This window comes from Sporosarcina newyorkensis (assembly GCF_900167515.1).
Classification (GTDB): domain Bacteria; phylum Bacillota; class Bacilli; order Bacillales_A; family Planococcaceae; genus Sporosarcina; species Sporosarcina newyorkensis.
Window position 1 is genome coordinate 467,323 of sequence record NZ_FUYJ01000001.1, and the last position, 23,538, is coordinate 490,860.

The window sequence follows — 23,538 nt, forward strand, 5'->3', positions numbered from 1 at the left end:
TGCAGATGCAAGAGGTTGGAAGTTTACAAGAAAGTAAAATCCCGACTGTGCCGTCTTTGGATATCGCTTTGAACCCGCATGTAGCAGGTGGGTGTCTTATCCAGCTCTTTTGACGTCCCGATTAAAGGCGTGCCATCCAAGTTGGAACAACAGACTCCCGACGATAATATGTTGGGTCAAAACTGATTGGCAAATGACGAACACTTCAGGATTTTTACTATCTTTATCCTATCACACACTATTTCATAATTCAATCAATTTGAATACAGTCTTTCAAAAATAGTAGATTCCTCACTTTTTTGCTGGTTCAGCTACCACTTTAATCCCGAGTTCTTTTAATTGTGCATCATCTACAGAACTTGGTGCTTCCGTCAACAAATCACTTGCGCTTGCTGTTTTCGGGAATGCGATGGTGTCACGCAAGTTCGTAGAGCCGGCGAGCAACATGACAATCCGGTCTAGACCAAAAGCAATTCCGCCGTGTGGAGGTGTTCCATATTCAAATGCATCCATTAAGAAACCGAATTGTTCGCGAGCGGATTCCTCAGTGAAGCCAAGTGCCTTGAACATTTCTTCCTGTACTTCACGTTGGTAAATACGCAATGATCCTCCGCCGAGTTCGTAGCCGTTTAACACTAAGTCATATGCTTGCGCTTTTACCGACTCAGGATGAGTTTTTAACTGCTCAACATCAGCAGGCATAGTGAATGGATGGTGCGCTGCGTAGTAGCGGCCGTCTTCTTCATCGTACTCGAATAGTGGCCAGTCTGTAACCCATAGGAAATTATAAAGAGACTGATCGATCAAATCCAAGTCTTTTCCTAATTTCAAACGCAATGCTCCTAACGAATCTGCGACAACCGATTTCTTATCCGCACCGAAAAGGAATAAGTCACCCACTTCTCCTTCTCCAGCAGTTTTAAGAGCTTCGCCAATTTCTCCGTCAAAGAATTTCGCAATCGGTCCGTTAAAGCCGTCTTCTGTTACTTTCAACCAAGCTAGTCCTTTTGCTCCGTACACTTTCGCATACTCGCCAAGCGCATCAATATCTTTACGGGAATATTTCTCTGCTGCCCCTTTGACATTAATTAATTTTACCTGTCCACCCGATTCGACTGCTCCGGCAAATACTTTGAATGAAGAGTCTTTGACGATTTCCGATACATCCGTCAATTCCATTCCAAAACGAGTATCCGGCTTGTCTGAACCATAACGGCTCATCGCCTCATCATAAGGAAGTCGCTTGAATGGTGTTTCGATGTCGACCCCTTTTACGTCTTTCATGACCTTCTTCATTAAACGTTCATTCATCTCTAGAATATCTTCGATCGACATGAAGCTCATTTCCATATCGATTTGAGTGAATTCAGGTTGGCGGTCTGCACGTAAATCTTCGTCACGGAAGCAGCGTGCAATTTGGTAGTACCGGTCGAAACCGGATACCATCAATAATTGTTTGAATAGTTGCGGTGACTGCGGAAGTGCATAGAATTCCCCTTCATGCACACGGCTTGGAACCAAGTAATCACGCGCGCCTTCTGGTGTCGATTTCGTCAGGATTGGCGTCTCAACTTCCAAGAAGCCTTCATCGTCCAAGAAATTGCGGACTGTTTTCGTGATGTCTGAGCGCATTTTGAAAACGCGTGCCAGTTCAGGACGGCGAAGGTCTAAGTAACGATATTTCAACCGCGTTTCTTCCCCTACGTCGGTGTTGTCTTCAATTGTGAATGGCGGATTTTTTGCTTCGTTGACGACTTTGACGTCGCTTACTTGGACTTCGATCGCACCTGTTTTCAGGTTTGGATTTTTTGTTTTTTCCGCGCGTTCGATGACGTGTCCTTTGATTTCGACGACATATTCGTTACGCAGTGTTTCGGCAATCTCCAGTGCTTCTTTAGAGATGTCCGGGTTGAAGACAGTTTGGACGATTCCTGCACGGTCACGGACATCGATGAAGATGAGTCCTCCCAGGTCGCGGCGTTTTTGTACCCAGCCTTGGAGGGTGACTTCTTGTCCGATTTGTTGTTCTGTTAGGTTTCCACAATAATGTGTGCGTTGCATGACGACTACACTACCTTTCGATTCTTTGTTGTTGGTTTTAATTGCATTTGCATTAGCGTTTAAAACTGGTACATCATATCCACCTACCGTTGATTTCCGTTGCAGGCGGACGCTTTCCGCGGGGCGGGCGGTGAGCCTCCTCGGTCGCTACGCTCCCTGTGGGGTCTCACCTGTCCCGCTAATCCCGCAGGAGTCACCGCCTTCCACTACAATCAACTAAAGTCTTGGAAGATAAATAAAAACACCGATCCTAATTATATTACTTCTTCAGTTCTTCCAATAAATCATCCATGGATACTTTTTTCTGCTGTCCGTCTGCCATGTTTTTTAGTTGGACGGTGTTTTCGTTTACTTCGTCTTCGCCGATGACGATGACGTAGTTTGCATGCAGGCGGTCAGCGGATTTCATTTGGGCTTTCATTTTGCGGTCCATGTAATCCATTTCACTGCGAAGGCCGTTTTCTCTAAGTTTTCCGATGAGTTCGAAGCCTTTTGTTCGGGCTGCGTCGCCTAATGTGACGAGATAGACGTCTAGTGACGGTTCATCTGTCCAGGATTTTTCTTCTGCTTCTAGTGCGAGCAGGAGGCGTTCAATACTCATGGCAAAGCCGATACCAGGTGCTGGTGGTCCGCCGATTTCTTCTGCTAAGCCGTTGTAGCGACCGCCGCCGCAAAGCGTAGTGATGGCGCCGAAGCCTTTTGATGTGCTCATGATCTCAAATGCAGTGTGATTGTAATAATCGAGTCCGCGGACTAAGTTTGGATCATATTCGTACTCGATTCCTGCTATATCCAAATACTGTTTCACTTTTTCGAAATAAGCCGATGAGCTTTCATTCAAATAGTCTGCTAAAGATGGAGCAGTTTCCATCAACGGATGCTCTCTGTCCACTTTACAGTCTAGTATGCGCAGCGGGTTTTTCTCCAGACGGTTTTGGCAGTCTTGGCAGAATTCTCCGATGTGCGGAGTGAAGTGTGCGATGAGTGCTTCCCGGTGTGAGTTTCTGGATTCCTTATCACCGAGTGAGTTCAAGACGAGTTTGATATCAGATAAACCTGCACGCTTATAGACTGTCATCGCCAACTCAATCACTTCAGCATCAATAGCCGGATCATCACTCCCGATTGCTTCTACGCCAAATTGTACAAACTGACGATAGCGTCCCGCTTGTTGACGTTCGTAACGAAACATCGGTCCTGTATAAAATAATTTTACAGGTTGATCTGCATAGCCGAACATTTTATTCTCAACGAATGAACGAACGACTGCCGCTGTGCCTTCAGGACGCAATGTCATCGAGCGATTTCCTTTGTCTGTGAATGTGTACATTTCTTTTTGTACGATATCGGTCGTATCACCGACTGTGCGTTGGAATAATTCGGTTTGTTCAAAAATAGGTGTGCGAATTTCTTTGTAATTGTAAACATCACAAACAGATTGGATGATGTTTTCGACACGTTGCCATTTCCAAGAAACATCAGGCAAGATGTCCTGTGTACCCCGAGGAACTTTGAAATTCATGTTCATAACCCCTTTCAATGACCTAATAGTTGCGGGCGTCCTTTTCAGAAAACATAAAAAAGCTCCCATCCCTAAAAACATAGGGACGAGAGCTTGTAGCTTCCGCGGTTCCACCCAAATTGACACATACTGTGCCCACTCGAATCCGGATAACGGCCGGTTCCGTTCATGCCTACTAATTTCAGCACAAAACCTCCATGGTGTTGTTCGCCTTACTGTTCTGTCAAGGAATTTCAGCCAAGTTCCCTGTTCTCTTTCCAGCCGTTCGTAAAGTTACTTTCCATCTCATCGGTATGTAGTTCGATTCGATTATTTCCTATGTTAATCACTTCTACTCAAACTGTCAACTTTTTTATCTAATTGTGGCGTTTACTGCGGCTTGTTCGGTACAATACGAAGTAAGGAGGTGAAGACATGAGAAAATATCGCTTTGGTTTAATAATGTCTCTAGCACTCTTATTATTTTTCAGTAGTCTCCCAAGCGGCTTAGCGGAAACCGTTGAAGTAGATTCGCCGACCCTTAATGTACGCAGCGGGCCTGGGCTCACCTATCCTGTTGTCGGTCAATTAAAAGATCGAGATAGCTTAACTATTTTAGAGACCGATGGAGATTGGCTGAAAATCCAGTTTGGAGAGGAACAAGGATGGGTTGCAAAGTGGCTGACGCGCTCTGCTGAAACGAGCGAACAGTCAAAGGAAGTCGTATCGAAAGTCGATTCACTTAATATCCGTTCCAGTCCTTCCGTTCAATCTGCGGTCATCGGAAAAATGCGTGCAGGTGCGATTGCGACAGCTACCGGTCAAGAAGGTGATTGGATTTCAATCATACTGGACGGAAGAGAAGGCTGGGTTTCTGCTGAGTATGTGTCGGAAGCGAAGGAATCTTCATTCGCAGCGTCGGGTGAAGAGGAAGAAATCGAACAGCCTACCGTATCTAAAGAAGTAACTGATCCCGATGAATTTACAGTGGCGGTTGAAAAGCTCAATGTTCGTAAAAAAGCGACACTGCAGTCAAAAAAACTAACGCAGATTAACAAAGGCGATACGTTCCCTGTAGTGGCAACTGATGGCAATTGGGTGCAAGTCCAATTGGATAAGAAAAAGACAGGTTGGGTCTATTCATTCCACGGGCATCTTTCGTCGAATCAAACAAAAGTAGCATCGACTGATGAGACCGACCAAGGAATCGTTACCATCCTGACAGATGGAACGAATTTACGTGAAGAGCCTTCTACTTCATCGCCGGTCGTTTTCCGAGTGAACGCAGGTGAGAACTATCCAATTATCGACAAGCAGGACGATTGGTATAAAATTTCATTGCCAAACGGCCAGCAAGCATTTGTAGCGGAATGGGTAGTGACCACAACGGATTCTTCTTCCCCAACTGGGCAAAAGCAGACAAAACAAGCTCGGGTCAAAGGGACGCTGAAAGGGTTGACGATTGTGGTGGACCCGGGACATGGTGGACATGACCGAGGGACAACAGGCGCCCATGGTTCGATCGAGAAAGATTTGACGCTTATAACAGCAGAGCTGCTTGCAACGAAGCTTCAAAAAGCAGGGGCTGAAGTAGTATTAACACGGAATTCGGATACATATGTATTGCTTGGAGCGCGTGCTTCCATTGCACAGTACCATGATGCGGATGCGTTCGTCAGTATTCATTATGACGCGCATGTAGACCCATCGATTTCAGGATTCACGAGTTATTACACGCGATCTGAACAACAGCCGCTCGCAGAAGCTATCAATAAAGGGTTAGCTTCTACGATCACGTTACGAGACCGCGGTACGCAATTCGGAGATTTTCATGTGTTGCGCGAAAATAACCGAATTGGCGTGCTGGTAGAACTAGGATACTTATCGAATTACAATGAAGAACGCCAAATCACGACCAATCATTTCCGTGAACAGGCTACACACGGTATTTATCAAGGATTGCTTGATTATTTTAATTGAGTTGAATTGAAGATTACGAGATGTTGAACAGATAGTCCGCACATCCAACTTAAAACCCCAGCAAACTTCACATAGGAAGATTGCTGGGGTTTACATCTAGTAGATCCAGTTCGTAAAGTATTATTCGGATTTGCTAATTAAAAGGTGACAGCGCAGAATGTTAGACGAGAACCACCAAGTCAAAAGTGCCGTACTCTTAGTAGAAGGTTGCACTAAATATATACCTTCATCATTCTTGAGCGTTTTCATCACTTTTGTATTCTAAAATATCGCCTGGCTGACAATCCAAAGCCTTACAAATTGCCTCCAAAGTTGATAATCGAATCGCTTTTGCCTTGCCATTTTTCAATATAGAAAGATTGGCCATCGTGATACCAACTCTTTGTGAAAGCTCCGTTACGCTCATTTTCCTTTTAGCCAACATCACATCAATATTAATTATAATCGCCATATTATTCACCTCAGACCGTCAAATCATTTTCGGATTTAATATCGATCGCATCTTTTAAAAGCTTTTGAAGAACAGCAGCAAAGACCGCGATCACCATGGATGCACCGACCATGACCAGCCCAATTAATATGAGACCCGGTGCGTCATCCCACTCCGCGATGATATAAACCAATGGCAGCGCGATCACATACAAACCGCTGATTGAGAGGGCATAAGTTTTAATTTTTTTCAGTGCCCCTACTGACAATTCCGAAAAGGCTTGGTTCTTGTCAATATACGTTAATAGTCTAAATGCCTGATACAATGCAAAGTAAAACGGGAGCACCGATACATACATAACTACTAAAAGGCCTACTATCACATAACCCAACTTTGCACCTTTCAGGGCCTCTGCAATCGCCACACTCGCGAGTTGAGGCAGTGCAAAGATGCACAAAGCAAGAACAGGAAGACCAATAAAAATAACAGCTATCTTTAAAAATAATGTTGAACCATGTTTCACAAAAAGCACCTCGCATATTTAGTTTCTATTTGATAATAATACATTATTTATCGAATTACAATAAATATTTATCGGTTTCCATACATTTTTGTGAAGTTCTTTGAATTTCAGCCAAAGGTAAATAGCATTCCTCATTGCAAAAGAAATGCTGATCACTGTAAACAATTCAATTTGACCTTTACGATAAATCTTCACAACGTAAAAAAAGCTGACCGAATAAATATCGGTCAGCCTTTGTATTTTCTTATTGATTTCCTTTTTTAACCCATTCCGCAACTTGCACTGTACGCTTCGCTTGATGTTTGACAGCCGCTTGGACATCTTCAATCATTTTTCCATCCTGTCCTACAGTTACGCTAGTTCCATACGGGTTTCCACCTGCTCCAAATAGGACTTGGTCTGTATAACCAGGGGTTGCGATAATAGCTCCCCAGTGCATCATGGAAGTATATAATGATAAAAGAGTCGCTTCCTGACCACCGTGTGGGTTTTGCGCGGAAGTCATTGCGCTTACCACTTTATTCACTGTTTTTCCACCAGCCCAAAGCCCGCCTTGAATATCAAGGAACTGCTTCATTTGTGATGGCATGTTTCCAAATCGAGTCGGAGCGCTAAAGATGATTGCATCTGCCCATTCAAGATCTTCTGATGTTGCAACTGGAACGTCTTTCGTTGCTTCAACAGTAGCTTTCCATCCTTCGTTCCCATCGATAACGGATTGCGGTGCCAATTCTTGTACTTTTAGTAATTTTACTTCTGCTCCAGCTTCTTTGGCTCCTTCTTCTGCCCATTTTGATAGTTGATAATTTGTTCCACCCATGCTATAAAAAACTACTGCTAATTTGACGTTTGACATATCTTTATTCTCCTTTGTTCTCCCGAATATTTTATTTAAAATTCCCATATATGATTTCCTCTTTTCGTTTAGTTATAACCACCTCCTTTGAATATATTTGATATTTAATATTTTGCCCTGCAACATAATTCAAGTACAAAATAGTTGAGATGAGGTGTATTCTAAGTTGTTTTACTGTAAACCTTGCTAGAGCCGCAAAAATTCATCCATTCGTTTGAAAACCAAAATTACTAGTGAAAGTTTGTGTTCCAGCCTCTGGTTTTATTCTTTAATGAATTCCTTCGTGCTTCTTACTGTATCAATCGGACGAACCAATTTTTCTATTTCTTCACGTTTAGGCTCCAGGAATGGAGGTAAAGATAATTTTTCCCCAAGCGTTTCATAAGGTTCATCTCCCATAAAACCAGGACCATCTGTCGCGAACTCAAATAAGATTTGTGGTGCAACCCTTGAATACAATGACTCAAAGAAATGGCGATTTATATAACCAGATGTCTGAAATCCAAAACTATTCATCCGGTCAATCCATCCCTCAAGTACTGAACGATCCTCTACGCGGAAAGCCGTATGGTGTACTGTACCAAAGCCTTGGCGGCCTTCAGGAAGAAGCGTATTATGTTCCACGATGACTGAAGCACCATTTCCGCCTTCACCTACTTCAAATAAATGAAATGACTCTTCTTGAGCTGTCTCTTTAAATAATAAAACTTTTTCCAGCATTTCTTTAAAGTAATCAAAATTCGCAATCCGGATAAAAACAGGTCCTAAACCAGTAATTGCATATTCAAGTGGGATTGGACCCTTTTGCCAAGGCGTACCGGAATCAATCCCTTTGTTGATTTCATCTGAAATCAATTGATACTGTTGATCATCAAAATCAACGAAAGAGAGAATTTTCTTGCCAAACTGTTCTTTGATCCCTGTATGATTAACTTCTAAACGTTCAAAACGTTTTACCCAATAATCCAATGCAGCGTCACTCGGCACTCGGAATGATGTTTTTGAAATCTCGTTTGTACCATGCACTCCCTTTGGAATGCCGGGAAAGTCAAAGAAGGTCATGTCTGTGCCTGCACTGCCTTTATCATCGGCAAAGAATAAATGATACGTTTGAATATCGTCTTGATTCACCGTTTTTTTAACTAAACGCATGCCTAAAACATAAGTGAAAAACTCATAGTTTTTTTCTGCGCTGCTAGTGATCGCTGTAACGTGATGTATTCCTTTGATTTCCATTATATATCCCTCATTTTTCTCTTATCTAAATAAGTAATTTTTTCTTTTTCATCATGGGTTAGTTTGGGTTAGCTACAAGAAAAAACACGTGTATTTTCTTGAATTGATAAAGATCAGCTAAAAAAAGCGTCTTTTTCAATTTTTAATGCAGCCACTTCATATGTCTCGTATTAGAGATATTGGACAAAAAATAAAATCCATTCGTTAACTCTGTTTCACTTTACCAATCAATCGATTGGAAATCAAATTAAACGTCTCGAAAACGAGAATTACTTTTTAAATCTAATTATTACTGAGAAATAAGATTTCTATTATTAGTTTTTAATTTCAACCGAATAATCCATACCTATCCAAAAAATGATTAACAGAACAGCCCATATAAATTTTTGTTAATGATCATATGCGCTCCTTTTAAAAATCATATTCTTCGTCTTTTTTCCTACGAATGGCTTCGAATGCTTCTACTGTTAGTACTGTATCCTCAACCAATCGTTCTAAACGGAATAGGATATCATCATTCACAATTTCTTTACGTAAGAAGTCCTTTTCTTCTATGAATACATATGTTGGAACGATGTGTGCTTTCATATACGCCAAGATTGGCTTTAATTGCTGTTCCACCATTAAATAATGCTTCGCTGTACCAGCTGTCACGATACTACTAACGACTTTGTCTCGAAAAGCGTTAACAGGGAGTAAGTCGAAGATGTTTTTAAGTGTTGCGGGAATCGATGCCTGGAATGTCGGCGTTCCAATAATCATGGCATCTGCTGCCATGATGGTCTCTGTAATGTATTTCGTATCTCCTTCATATTCAAAGTAATTACGTCCATCACTAAACTCTACTGTATATTCTGCTAAATCTATGAGCATAACTTCATGCTGCGGGTAGTTTTGTTTAAGGATTTCCACTGTTTTCAGCATAGCGGTTTTTGTCTTTGAACCGACGATTGATCCAGCAAGTACTACGATTTTCATGTTATTACCTCCCGTTATTTTGCTGTATATTTTTTAATGGCTGGAATAATATCGTTCCCGATGATCTCGATGTTTTTCATAATCTTCTCAAAAGGTACGCCGCCAAAGTCAATCTGCGCCATAAAACGCTGCATATCATAGAGTTCATATTGGAACAGCATTTTTTCAATAATTTGTTGTGTACTGCCAACCATTAGTGCATCGCGTGTATCAGGTGCTTGTGCAAATTGCTGCTTAGGATAGCCGCCGCCGCGAATTGCCAGGAATCCGCCGTTGATATGAGGGTACATACCTTGCAAAGCCTCTTTTGTAGTCTCAGCTACATAGAACAAGCTGGTTGTCGCAATCGGTAATGTTTTTGGATCATATCCGCTTTGTTCAGCTGCCTCGCGATATGCATCAACAGAAGGTTTAAAGTTGCTTGCTGGTCCGCCTAATGTAGTCAGCATCATTGGAATTCCCATTACACCCGCTTTAATGGCACTTGCAGGCGGGCCACCGACCGCACGCCAAATTGGTAGTGAACCATTTTTGGGTTGAGGAAGTATATTTGCATTTTTTAATGGGGCACGGTATTCTCCTTGCCATGTCACATACTCTTCTTCATTTAGCTTTTTAAGGAGTTCCAACTTCTCTTCAAAGATTTCTTCATAATCCTGTAAATCGACGCCTAGTAATTGATAGGCCCCTACACGGGAGCCACGTCCAGCAACAATTTCTGCACGGCCGTCGGATATTAAATCGATTGTGGAAAAATCTTCATACACACGTACAGGGTCTGATACGCTTAATACGGTTGCAGAACTTGTGATTTTAATTTTACTTGTTGCTTGTGCGATCGCACCAAGGACAACGGTATGAGCTTGAGTGGTAAAATATGTTTGATGACTTTCACCAACGCCAAAGACATCAATTCCAGCTTGTTCCGCTAGTTTGCTTGCCTCAATTAATTCATTGATTCGTTGTTGGGCCGACATCCTCTCACCTGTTAGTGGGTTCGGCATATGATCTCCTAATGAGTACAGTCCAAATTCCATCCCTTTTGACGGGTCGATACGATAGTTTTTCATAATTAGTCCTCCTCAATAGGTTGTAGTTTTTCTTCAATTTCCGCACGTCGGCCTTCTAAAAACGGTGGCAAATCTAATTTTCCGCCCAGTGTTTCGATATCTCCATCGATTGTAAAACCTGGTCCGTCTGTTGCAATTTCAAATAAAACACCATTTGATTCGCGAAAGTATAAGCTCTTGAAGTAGAAACGGTCTACAATCCCCGATGAGTGAAAACCATTTGCTCGTACTTGTTCATCCCAGTAAGCAAGCTCTGCATCGTCTTTCACACGAATCGCTAAGTGATGGATACTGCCGCGCCCTGGTTTTTCACTAGGTCCATCTATAGATTTCACAACGATCTCACCGAATACTTGACCTTCTATCGATTGAAATATCGCTTCATCTTCTGTACGTGAAATTTGTGTATAGCCAAATATTTCCGTAAGCGTACGCGCTAGTTTATCGAGTCGGCGCACCGTAATTTCCACAGCGCCCATCCCTTGAATTTGATGTTCTTCAGGCACATTTGATCTTTCCCATGTTTCCCAGTGATCCACTTTCTCTCCATTCGACACAAGAAGCACCATGCGAAGGCCTTCGGAATCTTCAAAGTGAAGAGCAGTTTTATTGGCATAGGTTGTGATGTCACTGTGTTGTATGCCGAATTCCTCAAAACGTTCTTTCCAGTAAATTAAGCTCACTTCTGACGGTACAAGCAAGCCGATTCGAGTGATCGCATTTGTGCCTCGATGCGTCCGGCCAGCCATCGGTATCTCAAAAAATGATAACTCCGTACCAGGGCTTCCTGTTCTATCGCCGTAAAATAAGTGATACATTGATGGTTCGTCTTGATTTACCGTCTTTTTCACACGCCGTAAACCCAGTATGTCACGGTAAAAACGGTTATTTTGTTTTGCGTTTTTTGTAATCATTGAAATATGATGATGTCCTGGAATTGTATTCATAAGTTTTCCTCCTGTTTTTCATTTGATTAATCAAGTGATGTGGTAAAAAAATTATCTGTTTGACAATTTCTTTTTTTCGCTATTTTTTTGCACGCGTGATATGAGCGAATACAACGTCTTTTGTTCCTCTTCAGATAAAGACTCATCAAAGAATGAAGATTGAAACTCCAGCTGAGCTTCAAACGCATTGTCCAGTTTGTCCTGCCCTTTCTTTGTTAAGGAAATCGTTTTTGTTTTCCAATCTTGCTTACGTTCAATAAGCCCTTCTTTTTCAAGGCGAGCGAGCATACGCGAAATACCACCCTGCGTTACGGTTACTTTCTCAGCCAGTTCACTTTGTGTTAATGGTTGGTATGTTGAAATTTGCATTAACACATCAAATTGTGCAGTTGTTAAATCAAATTGCTTTAAAAAGTCATTTGAAAGTAAGTTACTTTGATGTGTAAATCGAGCGAGTCGCAGCCAGATTAATGATCCACGAGTATTCTTTTTCATATTGTCCAGCACTCCCTTGTGTCATCTTCACTTTACTACTCAATTGATAAATGTGCAAGAGAAACATCTCGGATTCGTGATGATGTTACTAAATTGAAGGATGTGTATTCATTCTGGCTTATTGCTTCAATTGAGAGGAGCATCCCCTACCGATTAGCAAGTATTTGTTAATAATTATCTTTGCCCCCTTCTGATAATGCTTTATTGATAATATCTGCTATTTCATCCTTTGTACCATAAGTGATTTTTTCTAGTATTTCTATACTATCTATATTTAAATCTTTCACATCGTAGTAGGCGTTCTAGTATTCATGAAATGCACTCGTTAAGAAAGTTTACAACAAAGAGAAAAAATTCTAAAATCTAGAATACTGTCTTAGTTTTTAGTGAAATATATTTGGTGAAACAAAAAAGCTACTCTCCCTATCGAAGAATAGCACACTATTTTAAATCAATAATTTAAAATCATTCAGTAATTTGCAATATAGCCTATTACGGCTGCAGTATTTCATATAAAAACAGGCGCTCCATAATGCGGTTAAAACGCCCGCTTGACGAAGAATGTTACACGATAAATTGAGTAAACCAAGCAATATATTTTGCTCCTGGAATAAAAAATAATTGTGCCAACAACGTTCCCAATAACCTTGACGAAACCATCATCAAGGAGAGATTTTTAAGCTTTTGATAACTCCCTCTTCCATTTACAACCTCATCAGCAACAACAGAAACTTTTGGGTCAACAAAAATAACTAGCAGTATGGTAGCCATTCCATTTATTAAGCCAGATGCCATAATAGCTGTCGATGCCCGTTCAGGTGCGAGCAGGGCTGCATACAACGCAGATAACACACCAATGGTATAGATCGCTGTTATTACCATATTGACGAAAAATAATCGTATTGGAATATCTTTCATTTTTGTATCTTTTAGATACGAAAATTTAGGCAAATTGAAATGAGTTACACCGCGTTTTATATACTGTAAGGAAAATAACCTTTTAACTAAAGATGGAACAGATCCCTTTTCTTCAGATAAATGAATAATCGCTCTTGAAAATAGGGCGATAAAAGTAGGTAGTAACAACATGCCAAAAATTGTTCCAACTGTTGATGCACCTATAAGAAATCGAAATTGCGTTGCTACGAACTCCTGTGCATGACTACCTGGTGCAGTGTCAATTAAACTTCCCGTAAAGGGTTGTTGCATCATATTTGCCAATCTTGAAAACATCACCATGATATTAAAAAGGGATAAAGCGGAAGCAATCATCTTTACCCTGGCACCTGATAATCTCACGGCATAAGCGAGTGTCTCGATTGAGTGAATGATAAAAATAAATATGGCAATATACATTAATTTTGCAGTAATTATATCCAACACATACTACCTTCTTACCTAAATAAATTTTGTTAGTATAGCGCTCAAACACGATTAAGATGAGAATCTTGAAATTTTGTTGGATATTTCAATCCATATCCAAACATTCTATCCATCCCGATATGAGCAATCCAGATTAAGCTAACCTTTAAAGCATGATGGTGGTCTATCAATAAACCGCAGATCATTTGTATAGCTGGAATGGTATAGGTATGAACTAAATTATACAGAACTGAAGCTATCTTAACGCTTTTTAAGTACCCAAGTGCTGACAAATCCGGCGCCAACAATAAAACCAGAAACACCACCCAACTAAATTGTAGATGTAATCATTAATACTTTTTCAAAATTTCTCGTTTTATATTGAATTATATGTAGTTAACTCTTCTGAAATTGAATTTAAAAGTCTTTCTCAAAGGTAATATAGTAAGCCGCATCTATCATTTCATCTTTCATTCCACCCCTAGTGTAATTTCACACTGTAGCAGCCCTCATTAATAATACAACGTCTTCGCCTTGCAAAGATTCATTCCCTTATTAAATACAAATGACACTCTATTTACCTCTTACTTGAATATCTTCTTGCAAGTTGTAACCAATTCCGGTTTTAGACGATTAGCAAATCACAATTTGTTCATTTTTAAAGTAATTGTCAAACTTAGAATGTTGATCATCCTTAACGGCAGCAATTCATCTCCATTAAATCTCTACATAAAAAAAGCATCATTTAAGATGCTTTCCTTTGCCAAGCTTCAATAACATTACTAGAACTAAAACTACTATGCCCGCAGATAATTAAATAAAAATCTTACGCCGAAGTTACGCTTTAGGCGATTCCACCAACAACGTCACAGGTCCATCATTGGTCAATTGAACATCCATCATGGCTCCGAATTGTCCGGTTTCAACATGAAGTCCTTCGTTGCGGAGCTGTTCGTTAAAGTACTCCCATAATGGTTCAGCTTGCTCTGGTCTTGCGGCGTCAATAAAACTCGGTCGTCTGCCTTTTTGAACATTGCCGTATAAAGTGAATTGAGATACCGATAAAATGGCACCTTCCACTTCTTCAATGGAGCGATTCATTTTACCTTCTTCATCCTCGTAAATACGCAATCCCGCTATTTTCTTAGCCAAGTAGGCCGCGTCCTTTTCGCTGTCTTCGTGCGTAATCCCGACCAGTAACACATAACCTTTAGCAATGGAGCCGACAATTTCTCCATCTACTGTCACAGACGCATCTTTCGCCCGCTGCAATAGCACGCGCATAAGTCAGCCCCTCCTTTTTAATTCATGACTCGTTCTACTGAGTAAACATCTTTAATCTGTTTAATTTTCTCGACGGTGCGTTGTAAATGAGTAATATTCTGAATCTTTATTGACATATGGATATGCGCAATACTGTCTTTATCCGCTTTGCCGCTGACTGCAATAATCGGTGTCGACATATCCGCTACAACCATCATCACTTCATTCAGCAAACCTTGTCGATCGAATGCGGAAATCTCTATGTCGACTTGGAATTCTTTGCGTGTTTTCTCGTCAGCCAGTGCCCATTTCACGTCAATCAATCGTTCACTTTGACCATCTTCCGATAAAATATTGGTACAATCCGTTCTATGCACAGAGACTCCCCGCCCCCTCGTAATGAAGCCGACGATGTCATCGCCAGGTACCGGATTGCAGCATTTTGAGATTCGGATCAACATATTGTCGACATCTTTGACGATGACTCCTGATTCTGTCTGTTTCTCAGGTTGCGGCGTTTTCATATCGGAAACGATTTTATCGATGGTCTCTTTTTGCTCGCGTTCTTTGCGCATACGTTCAGCTAACCGGTTGACGACTTGCTGAGCGGTAATGCCACCAGATCCAACTGCTGCGTACATATCTTCTTCGGAAGTGAAACTGAACTTATCGATCGTCCGCTGAATGTTCGCATGACTTAACGCCTCTTTAGCGTCATATTCTTGGGATTTCAATTCCTTTTCAACGAGTTCGCTGCCTTTAATAATATTTTCATCTCGCAATTGTTTCTTAAAGTATTGCCGGATTTTGTTTTTCGCCTGGGAAGTATGGGCGATCTTCAGCCAATCTCGGCTTGGACCGAATGATTGTTTCGATGTAAGGATTTCTACAATATCTCCGGTTTCAAGAGAAGAATCCAGCGGTACAATTTTGCCATTCACTTTAGCGCCAGTCGTCCGATTTCCAACTTCCGAATGTACTCGGTAAGCAAAGTCGATCGGCACAGATCCTTGCGGCAATTCGACGACATCCCCATTCGGCGTGAAAACGTAGACCATGTCGGAAAACAGGTCGAACTTTAACGACTCCATGAACTCCTGTGCATTGGAAGATTCGTTTTGGATCTCCAATATTTCACGAAACCAAGTTAATTTTGAATCAATATCATTGGAAGATTTTGCGACGGATTTGCCTTCTTTATATGCCCAGTGAGCAGCCACTCCAAATTCGGAAATACGGTGCATCTCTTCCGTACGGATCTGTACTTCGAGCGGATCTCCCGCTGGACCAACAACCGTCGTATGGAGAGATTGGTAAAGATTTTGTTTCGGCATGGCAATATAGTCTTTGAATCGGCCTGGCATTGGCTTCCATAAAGTATGGATAATACCGAGCGCTGCGTAACAATCTTTAATACTCTTGACCACGATTCGAACAGCCAATAGATCGTATATTTCATTGAATTCTTTCTTTTGAATGACCATTTTTTGATAGATCGAATATAAATGCTTCGGTCTTCCATGCATTTCGGAAGCGATTCCCATATTATCAAGCTCTACCCGCATTTGCTCCATAACATCCTGCAAATACTTTTCTCGTTCGACACGTTTTTGTTTCATTAAATTCACGATACGATAATATTGTTGGGGATTGGAATAACGTAATGCAATATCTTCGAGTTCCCATTTGATTGTGGAGATTCCTAGACGATGCGCTAGCGGAGAGAAGATTTCCAGTGTTTCCTCGGAGACTCGACGTTGTTTCGCAGCGGGCACATGTTTCAAAGTTCGCATATTGTGAAGGCGATCTGCCAACTTGATTAAAATGACTCGGATGTCTTGGGCCATTGCAATAAACATTTTACGATGGTTTTCCGCTTGCTTTTCTTCATTTGACTTAAACTTCAATTTATCAAGTTTCGTCACACCATCTACGAGCATCGCCACTTCATCCCCGAACTCGCGGATAATGTCTTCACGGCTGACTTCAGTATCTTCCACCACATCATGCAAGAAACCGGCTGCTACCGTTTCAGGGTCCATTTGAAGTTCTGCTAAAATCCCAGCCACTTGAATCGGATGGTTGATGTATGGCTCACCTGAACTTCTAAACTGCCCTTCATGTGCAGCTTTTGCCACGACGAACGCCTTCTTGATAAAGTCGACATGTTCTTCGTTCATGTATTTGGCGACAAGCTCAAAAATATCTTGTTCTGTCATGTCTTGATTCTTCGCCATTCTCTTACCCCTTTCAACCTATTCCGAAATTTAATTATATTATTATATGTATAGTATCACTTAAATGTAAAACGAATCAATTACAGCGCTTGGTAAATATAGTAAGAATCCTCCGCAATATGCGAAGGATTCTTAAATTAATACGTAATCAATGCCCGAATGTCATGATTGGTCAATTTTTCTCGACCATTCAAATAGGAAAGTTCGATTAAAAAGGCACAACCTGCTACAACGCCGCCAAGTTTTTCGACTAGTTCAACTGTAGCACCAACTGTTCCGCCTGTTGCGAGCAAATCATCTACGATCAACACACGCTGGCCGGGTTTAATGGCATCTTTATGAATGGTCAATTCATCTTGACCATATTCTAAATCGTAGAAAACGGAGATCGTTTCACGCGGCAGTTTTCCAGGTTTTCGAACAGGTGCGAAACCGACTTGCAGCGCATATGCCACGGGACAACCGATAATGAAGCCGCGAGCTTCCGGTCCGACGATGATATCAACGTCCAGATCCTGCGCATACTCCACGATTTGATCGGTAGCGTATTTGTATGCTTCGCCGTTGTCCATAATCGTTGTAATATCTTTAAAGCTTACTCCTGGTTTTGGATAGTCATCGACAATCGTTACAAACTTTTTTAAATCCACAGTTTTTCCTCCTCAACAGCTTCAATCTTGCGTAATGAGTTGAACACCTTCTTCAAATCCTGATACGGCGCATAAAGAAGTAACTCTTCCAATTTGATCTGCTGTTGGCGTTTTTTATAAGATGGCGCTTCTGCCAAATCACGTTTCTCGGCAGGTTCCATCATAGTGATTTCACCATTCTCTAGTGTAACAAATTCTAGCTCATAAAACACTTTTGTCATGAATTTAATCGTACTTTTTTTCCAACCCTTATGTTTCGAGAGCATATCCATCTGATCTCGCAGGTGAAAAGACCCTCTCTTCTTCAAAAAGCTGTAATACCAGCCAAATTGTTGGCGGTCAGGCATTTTCTCGAAATACATCGAATCATGGACATATAAATGCAAATAGATTCGATTGGCCTGCGATGATCCGATCGCTGATTTAAGCTGTTCTTCGTCCTGCGGTAAGTCGATTAACACGATTGAATCCACCGGTGAAAGTGTGTCTCTTCCGATTAACTGAATCGGCACATCCTTGAGAAACGGAGTGAAATGATGGATTGCCTCTTCCGTAAACGCCACAAATGCAGCCTGTTCCGGTATAAGCGGCAGCCATCTTGCCGGGTCCCGCACTCCCCGATAATCAAATAGTTGCCATTCGTCGCATTTAATATCTTCCACTAGCATTTGCGGTTTCTTTCGTCCGTTCCATTCATTGATCTGCAGATCGCCCGTTAGACTTAATTTGATGGTGGGCGCCATTTCATCCGCTAATGCGCCCGCACCAAAATGAATGGCATCCAATCGCTCGTCTCCGTCTGCCATCTCCAATTTCAGATGATCTTTTGACGCTCCAATTTTTCGAACGGAAGCCGTCTCCAGCTGTTCGAGCAGAAAGACAGGCTTCGGAAATCCAACACCAAACGGCCGAATCAATTCGAGCGCTTCGATGGCTGCAATATCAATTTCATGAAGTGAAAGTGGAACGTCAATCGACAACTTAGGTTGCAGCAATTCATCCGTCAATAGTTCTTTTGCCTGCTCATTTAAATTGCTCCGCAGCAATTCGACGTCTGCTATTTCTAACGACATGCCGGCAGCCATTGCGTGGCCTCCAAAATGCGGCAGAATGGAAGCATTCTTTGAAAGTTCCTTATACAGATCAAATCCTTCAATGCTTCGTGCAGACCCCTTTGCTAAACCTGTCTCATGATCGATTGATAACACAATAGCAGGACGATAGAATTTCTCTGTCAATCGGGATGCGACAATTCCGACCACCCCCGGGTTCCAACCTTCTCCTTCAATGACCAAGACGTACGGCACCTGATTACCGTAGCGAATTTGGATTTGCTCTTCTGCTTCTTTTGCAATTTCTTTCACCAAATGCTGTCGCTCTTTATTGAGTTCATTTAGTTCCTCGGCGATCCCCATCGCTTGCTGCTCGTCTTTTGATTTTAGTAAATGAACAGCAGGATCTGCATCTCCCAGACGTCCTGGTGCATTCAAACGAGGCCCAATCGTAAAGCCGATGGTCTCTTCCGATAAAGCCTCTTGTTCGTGCCCGCTCACTTGCATCAATGCTTTAATAGCAGGTCGCTTAGAACGCCGCAATCTGCGTATTCCCTCTTTGACGGCATAGCGATTTTCATCCTCTAACGGAACAAGATCAGCTACGGTGCCGATTGCAACAAACTCCAGCAGATCGAGTGGCGGCTCGCCTAATAATGCAGAAGCTAGTTTAAATGCTACCCCTACTCCAGCCAATTCGCCAAATGGATACTCGCCCTTCGGATGGCGCGGATGAATGACCGCGTCAGCTTCGGGTAATTGTTCGCCCATCTCATGGTGATCCGTGACGATGACGGTCATGCCGAGCGACTTAGCAAATGCGATCTCTTCGATCCCTGATATGCCATTGTCTACTGTAACGAGAACTTCGGTACCTTCTGTATGTAATTGCTCAAAATAGTCTTTATTCGGCCCATAGCCGTGCTCAAAACGATTCGGTATAGCGAAGTTTACATTTGCTCCGAGACGTTCTAGTGCAGTCGTGAGGACTGTTACGCTAGTCACTCCGTCGGCATCATAGTCGCCATATACCGTAATTTGCTTTTGTTCTTTGATTGCTTGCTTCAAACATTCGACCGTTTCTGTCATACCATATAATAAAAAAGGATCGTGCAAATTGGTTTCATCCATATGCAAGTACGCTGTTGCTTGCTCACTGGTCGTGACGCCCCGTGCAACAAGAATTTTCGCAAGCATCGTAGAGAGTTGCAGATCATTCGCTAACTGTTCAACGAGCTGTTCGTCTGGACGTTCAATTTGCCATCTTTTTTTGGATTGTATCATTACGTTCACATCCTCATCTCGTATTATATCGAATCTTGGCGGAGACGGAAAGGAAACCACATGAAAAAAGCGGTCAGGCGAGAAACACAGCCCATTCCGCTCTTGCATCAAATTTGTTTTGGCGGAAGAATTTCTGCTTCCACAACCGGCACTTCTGCCATCAGCGTATCGATCTGTTCTTCCATCTCTTGCATTTGTCGTTGTTGCCTTGTCAGTTCCTCTTCTTTCGCTTGCAGCTTCTTCTCTAGCTCCTTTATGCGTCGGCTGCCTATATACGATTTGAAGATGGCGAAAAATCCACTAAATAAGGCACCTAGCAATGCCGAGCCGAGGATGACCAGCACGAGAGGAATCATTTCCGTGCCGAATAGATAATTAACAGGTACCGAATCGACATTGAAAACTGCGAAAACTGCAATAATGACCGCAAACAATAAACTTAACAACACAGTCCACTGAAAATTTTTTCCACTTTCTCTACTCATTCCACTCATTCCTCCAATCAAAAAACAGGATATACCGGAGTATACCCTGTTTTTGATAGGCTGCAAACGTCTTAAACGACTGGTTCGTCGGAGCCCCATTGTTTTTTCTCTTTTTCTACTTTCAAACCGTTACCCTTGTTGATCTGCTTCTTCTTGAGATCAAACCAAAGTTGAGCGGAAATGAAGATGGAAGAATACGTACCCGCAATCAAACCGATCAGCAATGCAATCGAGAATGGACGGATGGATTCTGCACCTAACGCCATTAATGCAACAACTACGAAGATTACAGTCAAGACTGTATTGACTGAGCGTCCAAGTGTCTGACGTAAGGATTTATTGACAATCGTTGCCAATTCATCTTCACTGTCAATGTGCTTCATGTGATGAAGGTTTTCACGGATCCGGTCAAATGTAACGATCGTATCGTTGATGGAATACCCAACAATCGTCAGAACGGCCGCTATGAATGTGATATCGACTTCTAAACGTAGAATACTGAAGACCGCAATCATGAAGAATGCATCATGCAATAAACCGACGATTGAAGCCAATCCCATCCGCCATTCAAAACGGAAGGCAACATAGATAATGATACCGAGTGCAGCGACAGCCAATGCTTTGATCGCATTTTGCACGAGCTCTTTACCGACAGTATCGGAAACCGTTGAAACATTCGGTTCTGAGCCGTAGACACCATTCAGCTCTTTTTTAATCTTATTCACTTCTTCTTGCGCGAAGTCTTCCTTATATCGAGCAACGGCAATATTCTTCTCATCACCGGATATGACGACATCAGATGACGGATGACCGATCGCTTCTAGTTCTTTTTCAACTTCCGTTTGATCCAATGCCTGTTCAGCAAGGATTTCTACACGCGTACCGCCGGAGAAATCGATCCCTAGATTCAGCTTGAAGACTCCAAGCATAATGGCACCGACAATCAGCAGGACAATTGAGAGCGTATAGAAACGTTTTCTCGTGCCAACGAAATCAAAACGGTCAAATTTCGTTGTAAGGTCCAATGTTTCAAGTCCTTCATCCGCCGAATGGACTTGTTTCTTGGAAAGACCGAACCAACCGGTTTTTCCATCCAGGCTGCCACTGTGGACAAGCAGTCCAAGCAATAGGCGGGATCCCCAGACAGCGGTGATAAAGCTGACTAAAATACTGATGATCAGCATGGTCGCAAACCCTTTAACAGAGCTTGTCCCGAATATGAACAATACAACCGCTGCTAAAAGAGTGGTAATATTCGCATCCAATATTGCGGTGAATGATGACTTGGCACCAGCTGTAAAGGATGACTTAACAGATTTTCCGACACGTAATTCTTCTTTAACCCGCTCATAGGTAAGAATATTGGCATCTACTGCCATCCCGACCCCGAGCATCAATGCAGCGATCCCTGGAAGTGTCAGTACTCCATTGATCAGTGTAAACACCAATAAGATCAAGTAGATATAAACGGACAGAGTGATAACCGCAACAATCCCTGGCAAACGATAATAGAATGCCATAAAGATGAAGATTAAGCTAATACCAACTATTCCGGCAAATATCGTTTTATCAAGTGCCTGTTCACCAAATTGTGCGCCAACTGATGTGGAGTAAATTTCCTCAAGATCAACCGGTAACGCACCCGCGTTCAAAATACCCGCAAGGTTCTTCGTCTCTTCTACCGTAAAGTTCCCCGAAATTTCAACATTGGATGAGTTAATCGTCTGGGACACCATCGGAGCAGAGATGAATGCCGGTTTAGGCTTAGTGACTTCTTCTTTATAAGAATCCACGCCTTCTTCAAAATCCAACCAAATTACCAGCACATTGTCCGGCTTCTTCTGCAGGATTTGAGTTGTAACCTCTCCAAACTTATTTGGATCTTTCATTTCTAACGTGACGACTGGACTGTTGTTTTCATTGAAATTGGCTTTGGCTTTGCCTTCTTTCAAGTCATTCCCGTCAAGCATCAAATTATCATCCGCATCACGGAATGAAAGATTCGCCTGAGTGGACAACAATTTTCGGGCAGATTCCTGATCTTCTACCCCGGCAAGCTGTACACGAATACGGTTGTTCGACTCGATTTGGATGCTTGGTTCACTGACACCCAAAACGTCGACCCGATTCGTCAATGCCCGCGCGGTATCCGCTACCGTGGACTCCGTAATCTTCTGTCCATCTTTCAGCGGATTCACTTGGTACAGAACTTCAAAACCGCCTTGCAAGTCAAGGCCTAGCTTGACATTTTTTAAAATCGGATTTGTCGTTGAAAAGATCGTTGATGCAAATATCACAATCAGCAGCAAAAACGCGACAATCCTGCCTCTGTTTTTCATATTTCCTTTTCCCCCTCATATACTAGAGCGGCACAGCACTTGTTATGTACTTCGTTCTCTCATTGTACAACATACCAATTATGAAACAGTCGGAAGTCTGTGTCAAATAGTTCATGATGTCAAATGCCAATCAATTTGATTTCCTCGGGGAAAATAGAATGGCCCGCTCTTCTTCACTAAGCTCTGGAAACGCGCTGCTATTGCGCTGAGCCTCTGTCTGTGTATACGTCATAAATTGAGCAGGAGATAATTTGAATAAATCTTGAACAATTTCATAAGGGCGCATATTGGAGATATCTTTTCTACGCCACTTCTTTTGTACAAGATAGTCCCACAGTCCTTTTTCTGTAACTACGGTGTAACCATATAGATGAAATTCGTTCTTTTTGCTTTCTAGTGCCGGCAATACATGTGTGTACAGTTCGTCTAATTTCTGATTCATTGGCGCTTCCCCCTTCTGCTTTGCCTCGTCTGTTTTGCGGAATATTTCGGATGCTAGTACATACACTTAACTAGATAAACTGAAATAAATAACTTACACACAAAGTAAAACGTAGAAACCGGTGATTTCCGTTCCAAGCGGACGCTTTCCGGGGGGCGTGGCTTGAGCCTCCTCGTCCGCTTCGCTACCTGCGAGGTCTCAAGATGCACGTTGATCTCCCAGGAAAAGCCGTAACGAAGAACGGCTTTTGCGAGCACAAGCGAAGCGTTGGGAGCATATCTTTGCCTTTCGCCGCCTTTCACTTCAATCAACTAAGTGTCCATTACTGCATAAATTCATGTTTAAAC

Annotated in this window: 19 protein-coding genes, 1 other RNA gene, 1 pseudogene and 1 other annotated feature; of the genes and pseudogenes, 1 reads left to right on the forward strand and 20 read right to left on the reverse strand. The window is 42.1% G+C overall.

All coding sequences use genetic code 11. From position 1 onward, the window contains the following. Window positions 1-34 precede the first annotated feature (34 nt). The 3 genes from ssrS to hisS all read right to left on the reverse strand — a co-directional run bounded on the left by ssrS (window position 35) and on the right by hisS (window position 3,583). Window positions 35-215: non-coding RNA, 6S RNA (ssrS, locus tag B5D59_RS02565), on the reverse strand. Between the two features lie 76 nt (window positions 216-291). Beyond that, window positions 292-2,061, reverse strand: coding sequence for an aspartate--tRNA ligase (gene aspS / locus B5D59_RS02570; RefSeq protein ID WP_078816740.1), 1,770 nt, complete (start codon window positions 2,059-2,061; stop codon window positions 292-294). A 259-nt stretch (window positions 2,062-2,320) separates the two neighbouring features. Then, the gene (hisS, locus tag B5D59_RS02575; protein WP_040759183.1) at window positions 2,321-3,583 is read right to left on the reverse strand and encodes a histidine--tRNA ligase; all 1,263 of its coding nucleotides are present in this window, start codon (window positions 3,581-3,583) and stop codon (window positions 2,321-2,323) included. Between the two features lie 78 nt (window positions 3,584-3,661). Beyond that, window positions 3,662-3,881 (reverse strand) — a binding site (T-box leader). Window positions 3,882-3,997: 116 nt separating this feature from the next. Here hisS and B5D59_RS02580 point away from each other — a divergent pair. Beyond that, window positions 3,998-5,542: an N-acetylmuramoyl-L-alanine amidase family protein gene (locus tag B5D59_RS02580; protein ID WP_078816741.1), complete on the forward strand. Its 1,545-nt coding sequence runs from the start codon at window positions 3,998-4,000 to the stop codon at window positions 5,540-5,542. 229 nt (window positions 5,543-5,771) lie between these two features. Here B5D59_RS02580 and B5D59_RS02585 read toward each other — a convergent pair whose 3' ends face one another. The 17 genes and pseudogenes from B5D59_RS02585 to B5D59_RS02665 form a co-directional block, all read right to left on the reverse strand. Continuing rightward, window positions 5,772-5,993: a helix-turn-helix domain-containing protein gene (locus B5D59_RS02585; RefSeq protein ID WP_009497437.1), complete on the reverse strand. Its 222-nt coding sequence runs from the start codon at window positions 5,991-5,993 to the stop codon at window positions 5,772-5,774. A gap of 10 nt (window positions 5,994-6,003) precedes the next feature. Then, window positions 6,004-6,495 carry a DUF2975 domain-containing protein gene (locus tag B5D59_RS02590; protein ID WP_078816742.1) on the reverse strand — a complete coding sequence of 164 codons (492 nt, stop codon included), beginning with the start codon at window positions 6,493-6,495 and terminating at the stop codon, window positions 6,004-6,006. Window positions 6,496-6,739: 244 nt separating this feature from the next. After that, a complete protein-coding gene (gene wrbA / locus B5D59_RS02595; RefSeq protein WP_040759591.1) occupies window positions 6,740-7,351 on the reverse strand; it encodes an NAD(P)H:quinone oxidoreductase in 612 nt (203 codons plus the stop codon). A 261-nt stretch (window positions 7,352-7,612) separates the two neighbouring features. Continuing rightward, on the reverse strand, window positions 7,613-8,590 hold the full coding sequence (locus B5D59_RS02600) for a ring-cleaving dioxygenase (RefSeq protein WP_139365930.1): 978 nt from the start codon (window positions 8,588-8,590) through the stop codon (window positions 7,613-7,615). 408 nt (window positions 8,591-8,998) lie between these two features. Next, window positions 8,999-9,565: an NADPH-dependent FMN reductase gene (locus B5D59_RS02605; RefSeq protein WP_078816744.1), complete on the reverse strand. Its 567-nt coding sequence runs from the start codon at window positions 9,563-9,565 to the stop codon at window positions 8,999-9,001. Window positions 9,566-9,579: 14 nt separating this feature from the next. Beyond that, a complete protein-coding gene (locus tag B5D59_RS02610) occupies window positions 9,580-10,635 on the reverse strand; it encodes an LLM class flavin-dependent oxidoreductase (protein ID WP_078816745.1) in 1,056 nt (351 codons plus the stop codon). Between the two features lie 2 nt (window positions 10,636-10,637). After that, window positions 10,638-11,582, reverse strand: a complete 945-nt coding sequence (locus B5D59_RS02615) for a ring-cleaving dioxygenase (protein ID WP_078816746.1) — start codon at window positions 11,580-11,582, stop codon at window positions 10,638-10,640. 51 nt (window positions 11,583-11,633) lie between these two features. Then, entirely contained in the window at window positions 11,634-12,077 is a 444-nt protein-coding gene (locus tag B5D59_RS02620) for a MarR family winged helix-turn-helix transcriptional regulator (protein WP_009497449.1), read from the reverse strand. 564 nt (window positions 12,078-12,641) lie between these two features. Further along, window positions 12,642-13,457, reverse strand: coding sequence for a lipid II flippase Amj family protein (locus tag B5D59_RS02625; RefSeq protein ID WP_078817013.1), 816 nt, complete (start codon window positions 13,455-13,457; stop codon window positions 12,642-12,644). Window positions 13,458-13,501: 44 nt separating this feature from the next. Beyond that, window positions 13,502-13,771: pseudogene (locus B5D59_RS02630) on the reverse strand (DUF4260 domain-containing protein); the annotation flags it as partial. Between the two features lie 505 nt (window positions 13,772-14,276). After that, entirely contained in the window at window positions 14,277-14,723 is a 447-nt protein-coding gene (gene dtd, locus B5D59_RS02635) for a D-aminoacyl-tRNA deacylase (protein ID WP_078816748.1), read from the reverse strand. Between the two features lie 17 nt (window positions 14,724-14,740). Then, window positions 14,741-16,939 carry a RelA/SpoT family protein gene (locus B5D59_RS02640; RefSeq protein ID WP_078816749.1) on the reverse strand — a complete coding sequence of 733 codons (2,199 nt, stop codon included), beginning with the start codon at window positions 16,937-16,939 and terminating at the stop codon, window positions 14,741-14,743. Between the two features lie 137 nt (window positions 16,940-17,076). Further along, on the reverse strand, window positions 17,077-17,589 hold the full coding sequence (locus B5D59_RS02645; RefSeq protein WP_009497457.1) for an adenine phosphoribosyltransferase: 513 nt from the start codon (window positions 17,587-17,589) through the stop codon (window positions 17,077-17,079). Further along, complete coding sequence (gene recJ / locus B5D59_RS02650; RefSeq protein WP_078816750.1) at window positions 17,580-19,925, reverse strand: single-stranded-DNA-specific exonuclease RecJ; 2,346 nt, start codon at window positions 19,923-19,925, stop codon at window positions 17,580-17,582. The genes B5D59_RS02645 and recJ overlap by 10 nt, the downstream gene beginning before the upstream one ends. A 107-nt stretch (window positions 19,926-20,032) precedes the next feature. Further along, window positions 20,033-20,410 carry a LapA family protein gene (locus B5D59_RS02655; RefSeq protein ID WP_078816751.1) on the reverse strand — a complete coding sequence of 126 codons (378 nt, stop codon included), beginning with the start codon at window positions 20,408-20,410 and terminating at the stop codon, window positions 20,033-20,035. A 71-nt stretch (window positions 20,411-20,481) separates the two neighbouring features. After that, entirely contained in the window at window positions 20,482-22,749 is a 2,268-nt protein-coding gene (gene secDF / locus B5D59_RS02660; RefSeq protein ID WP_078816752.1) for a protein translocase subunit SecDF, read from the reverse strand. Window positions 22,750-22,879: 130 nt separating this feature from the next. After that, window positions 22,880-23,191 carry a post-transcriptional regulator gene (locus B5D59_RS02665; RefSeq protein ID WP_078816753.1) on the reverse strand — a complete coding sequence of 104 codons (312 nt, stop codon included), beginning with the start codon at window positions 23,189-23,191 and terminating at the stop codon, window positions 22,880-22,882. Window positions 23,192-23,538 lie beyond the last annotated feature (347 nt).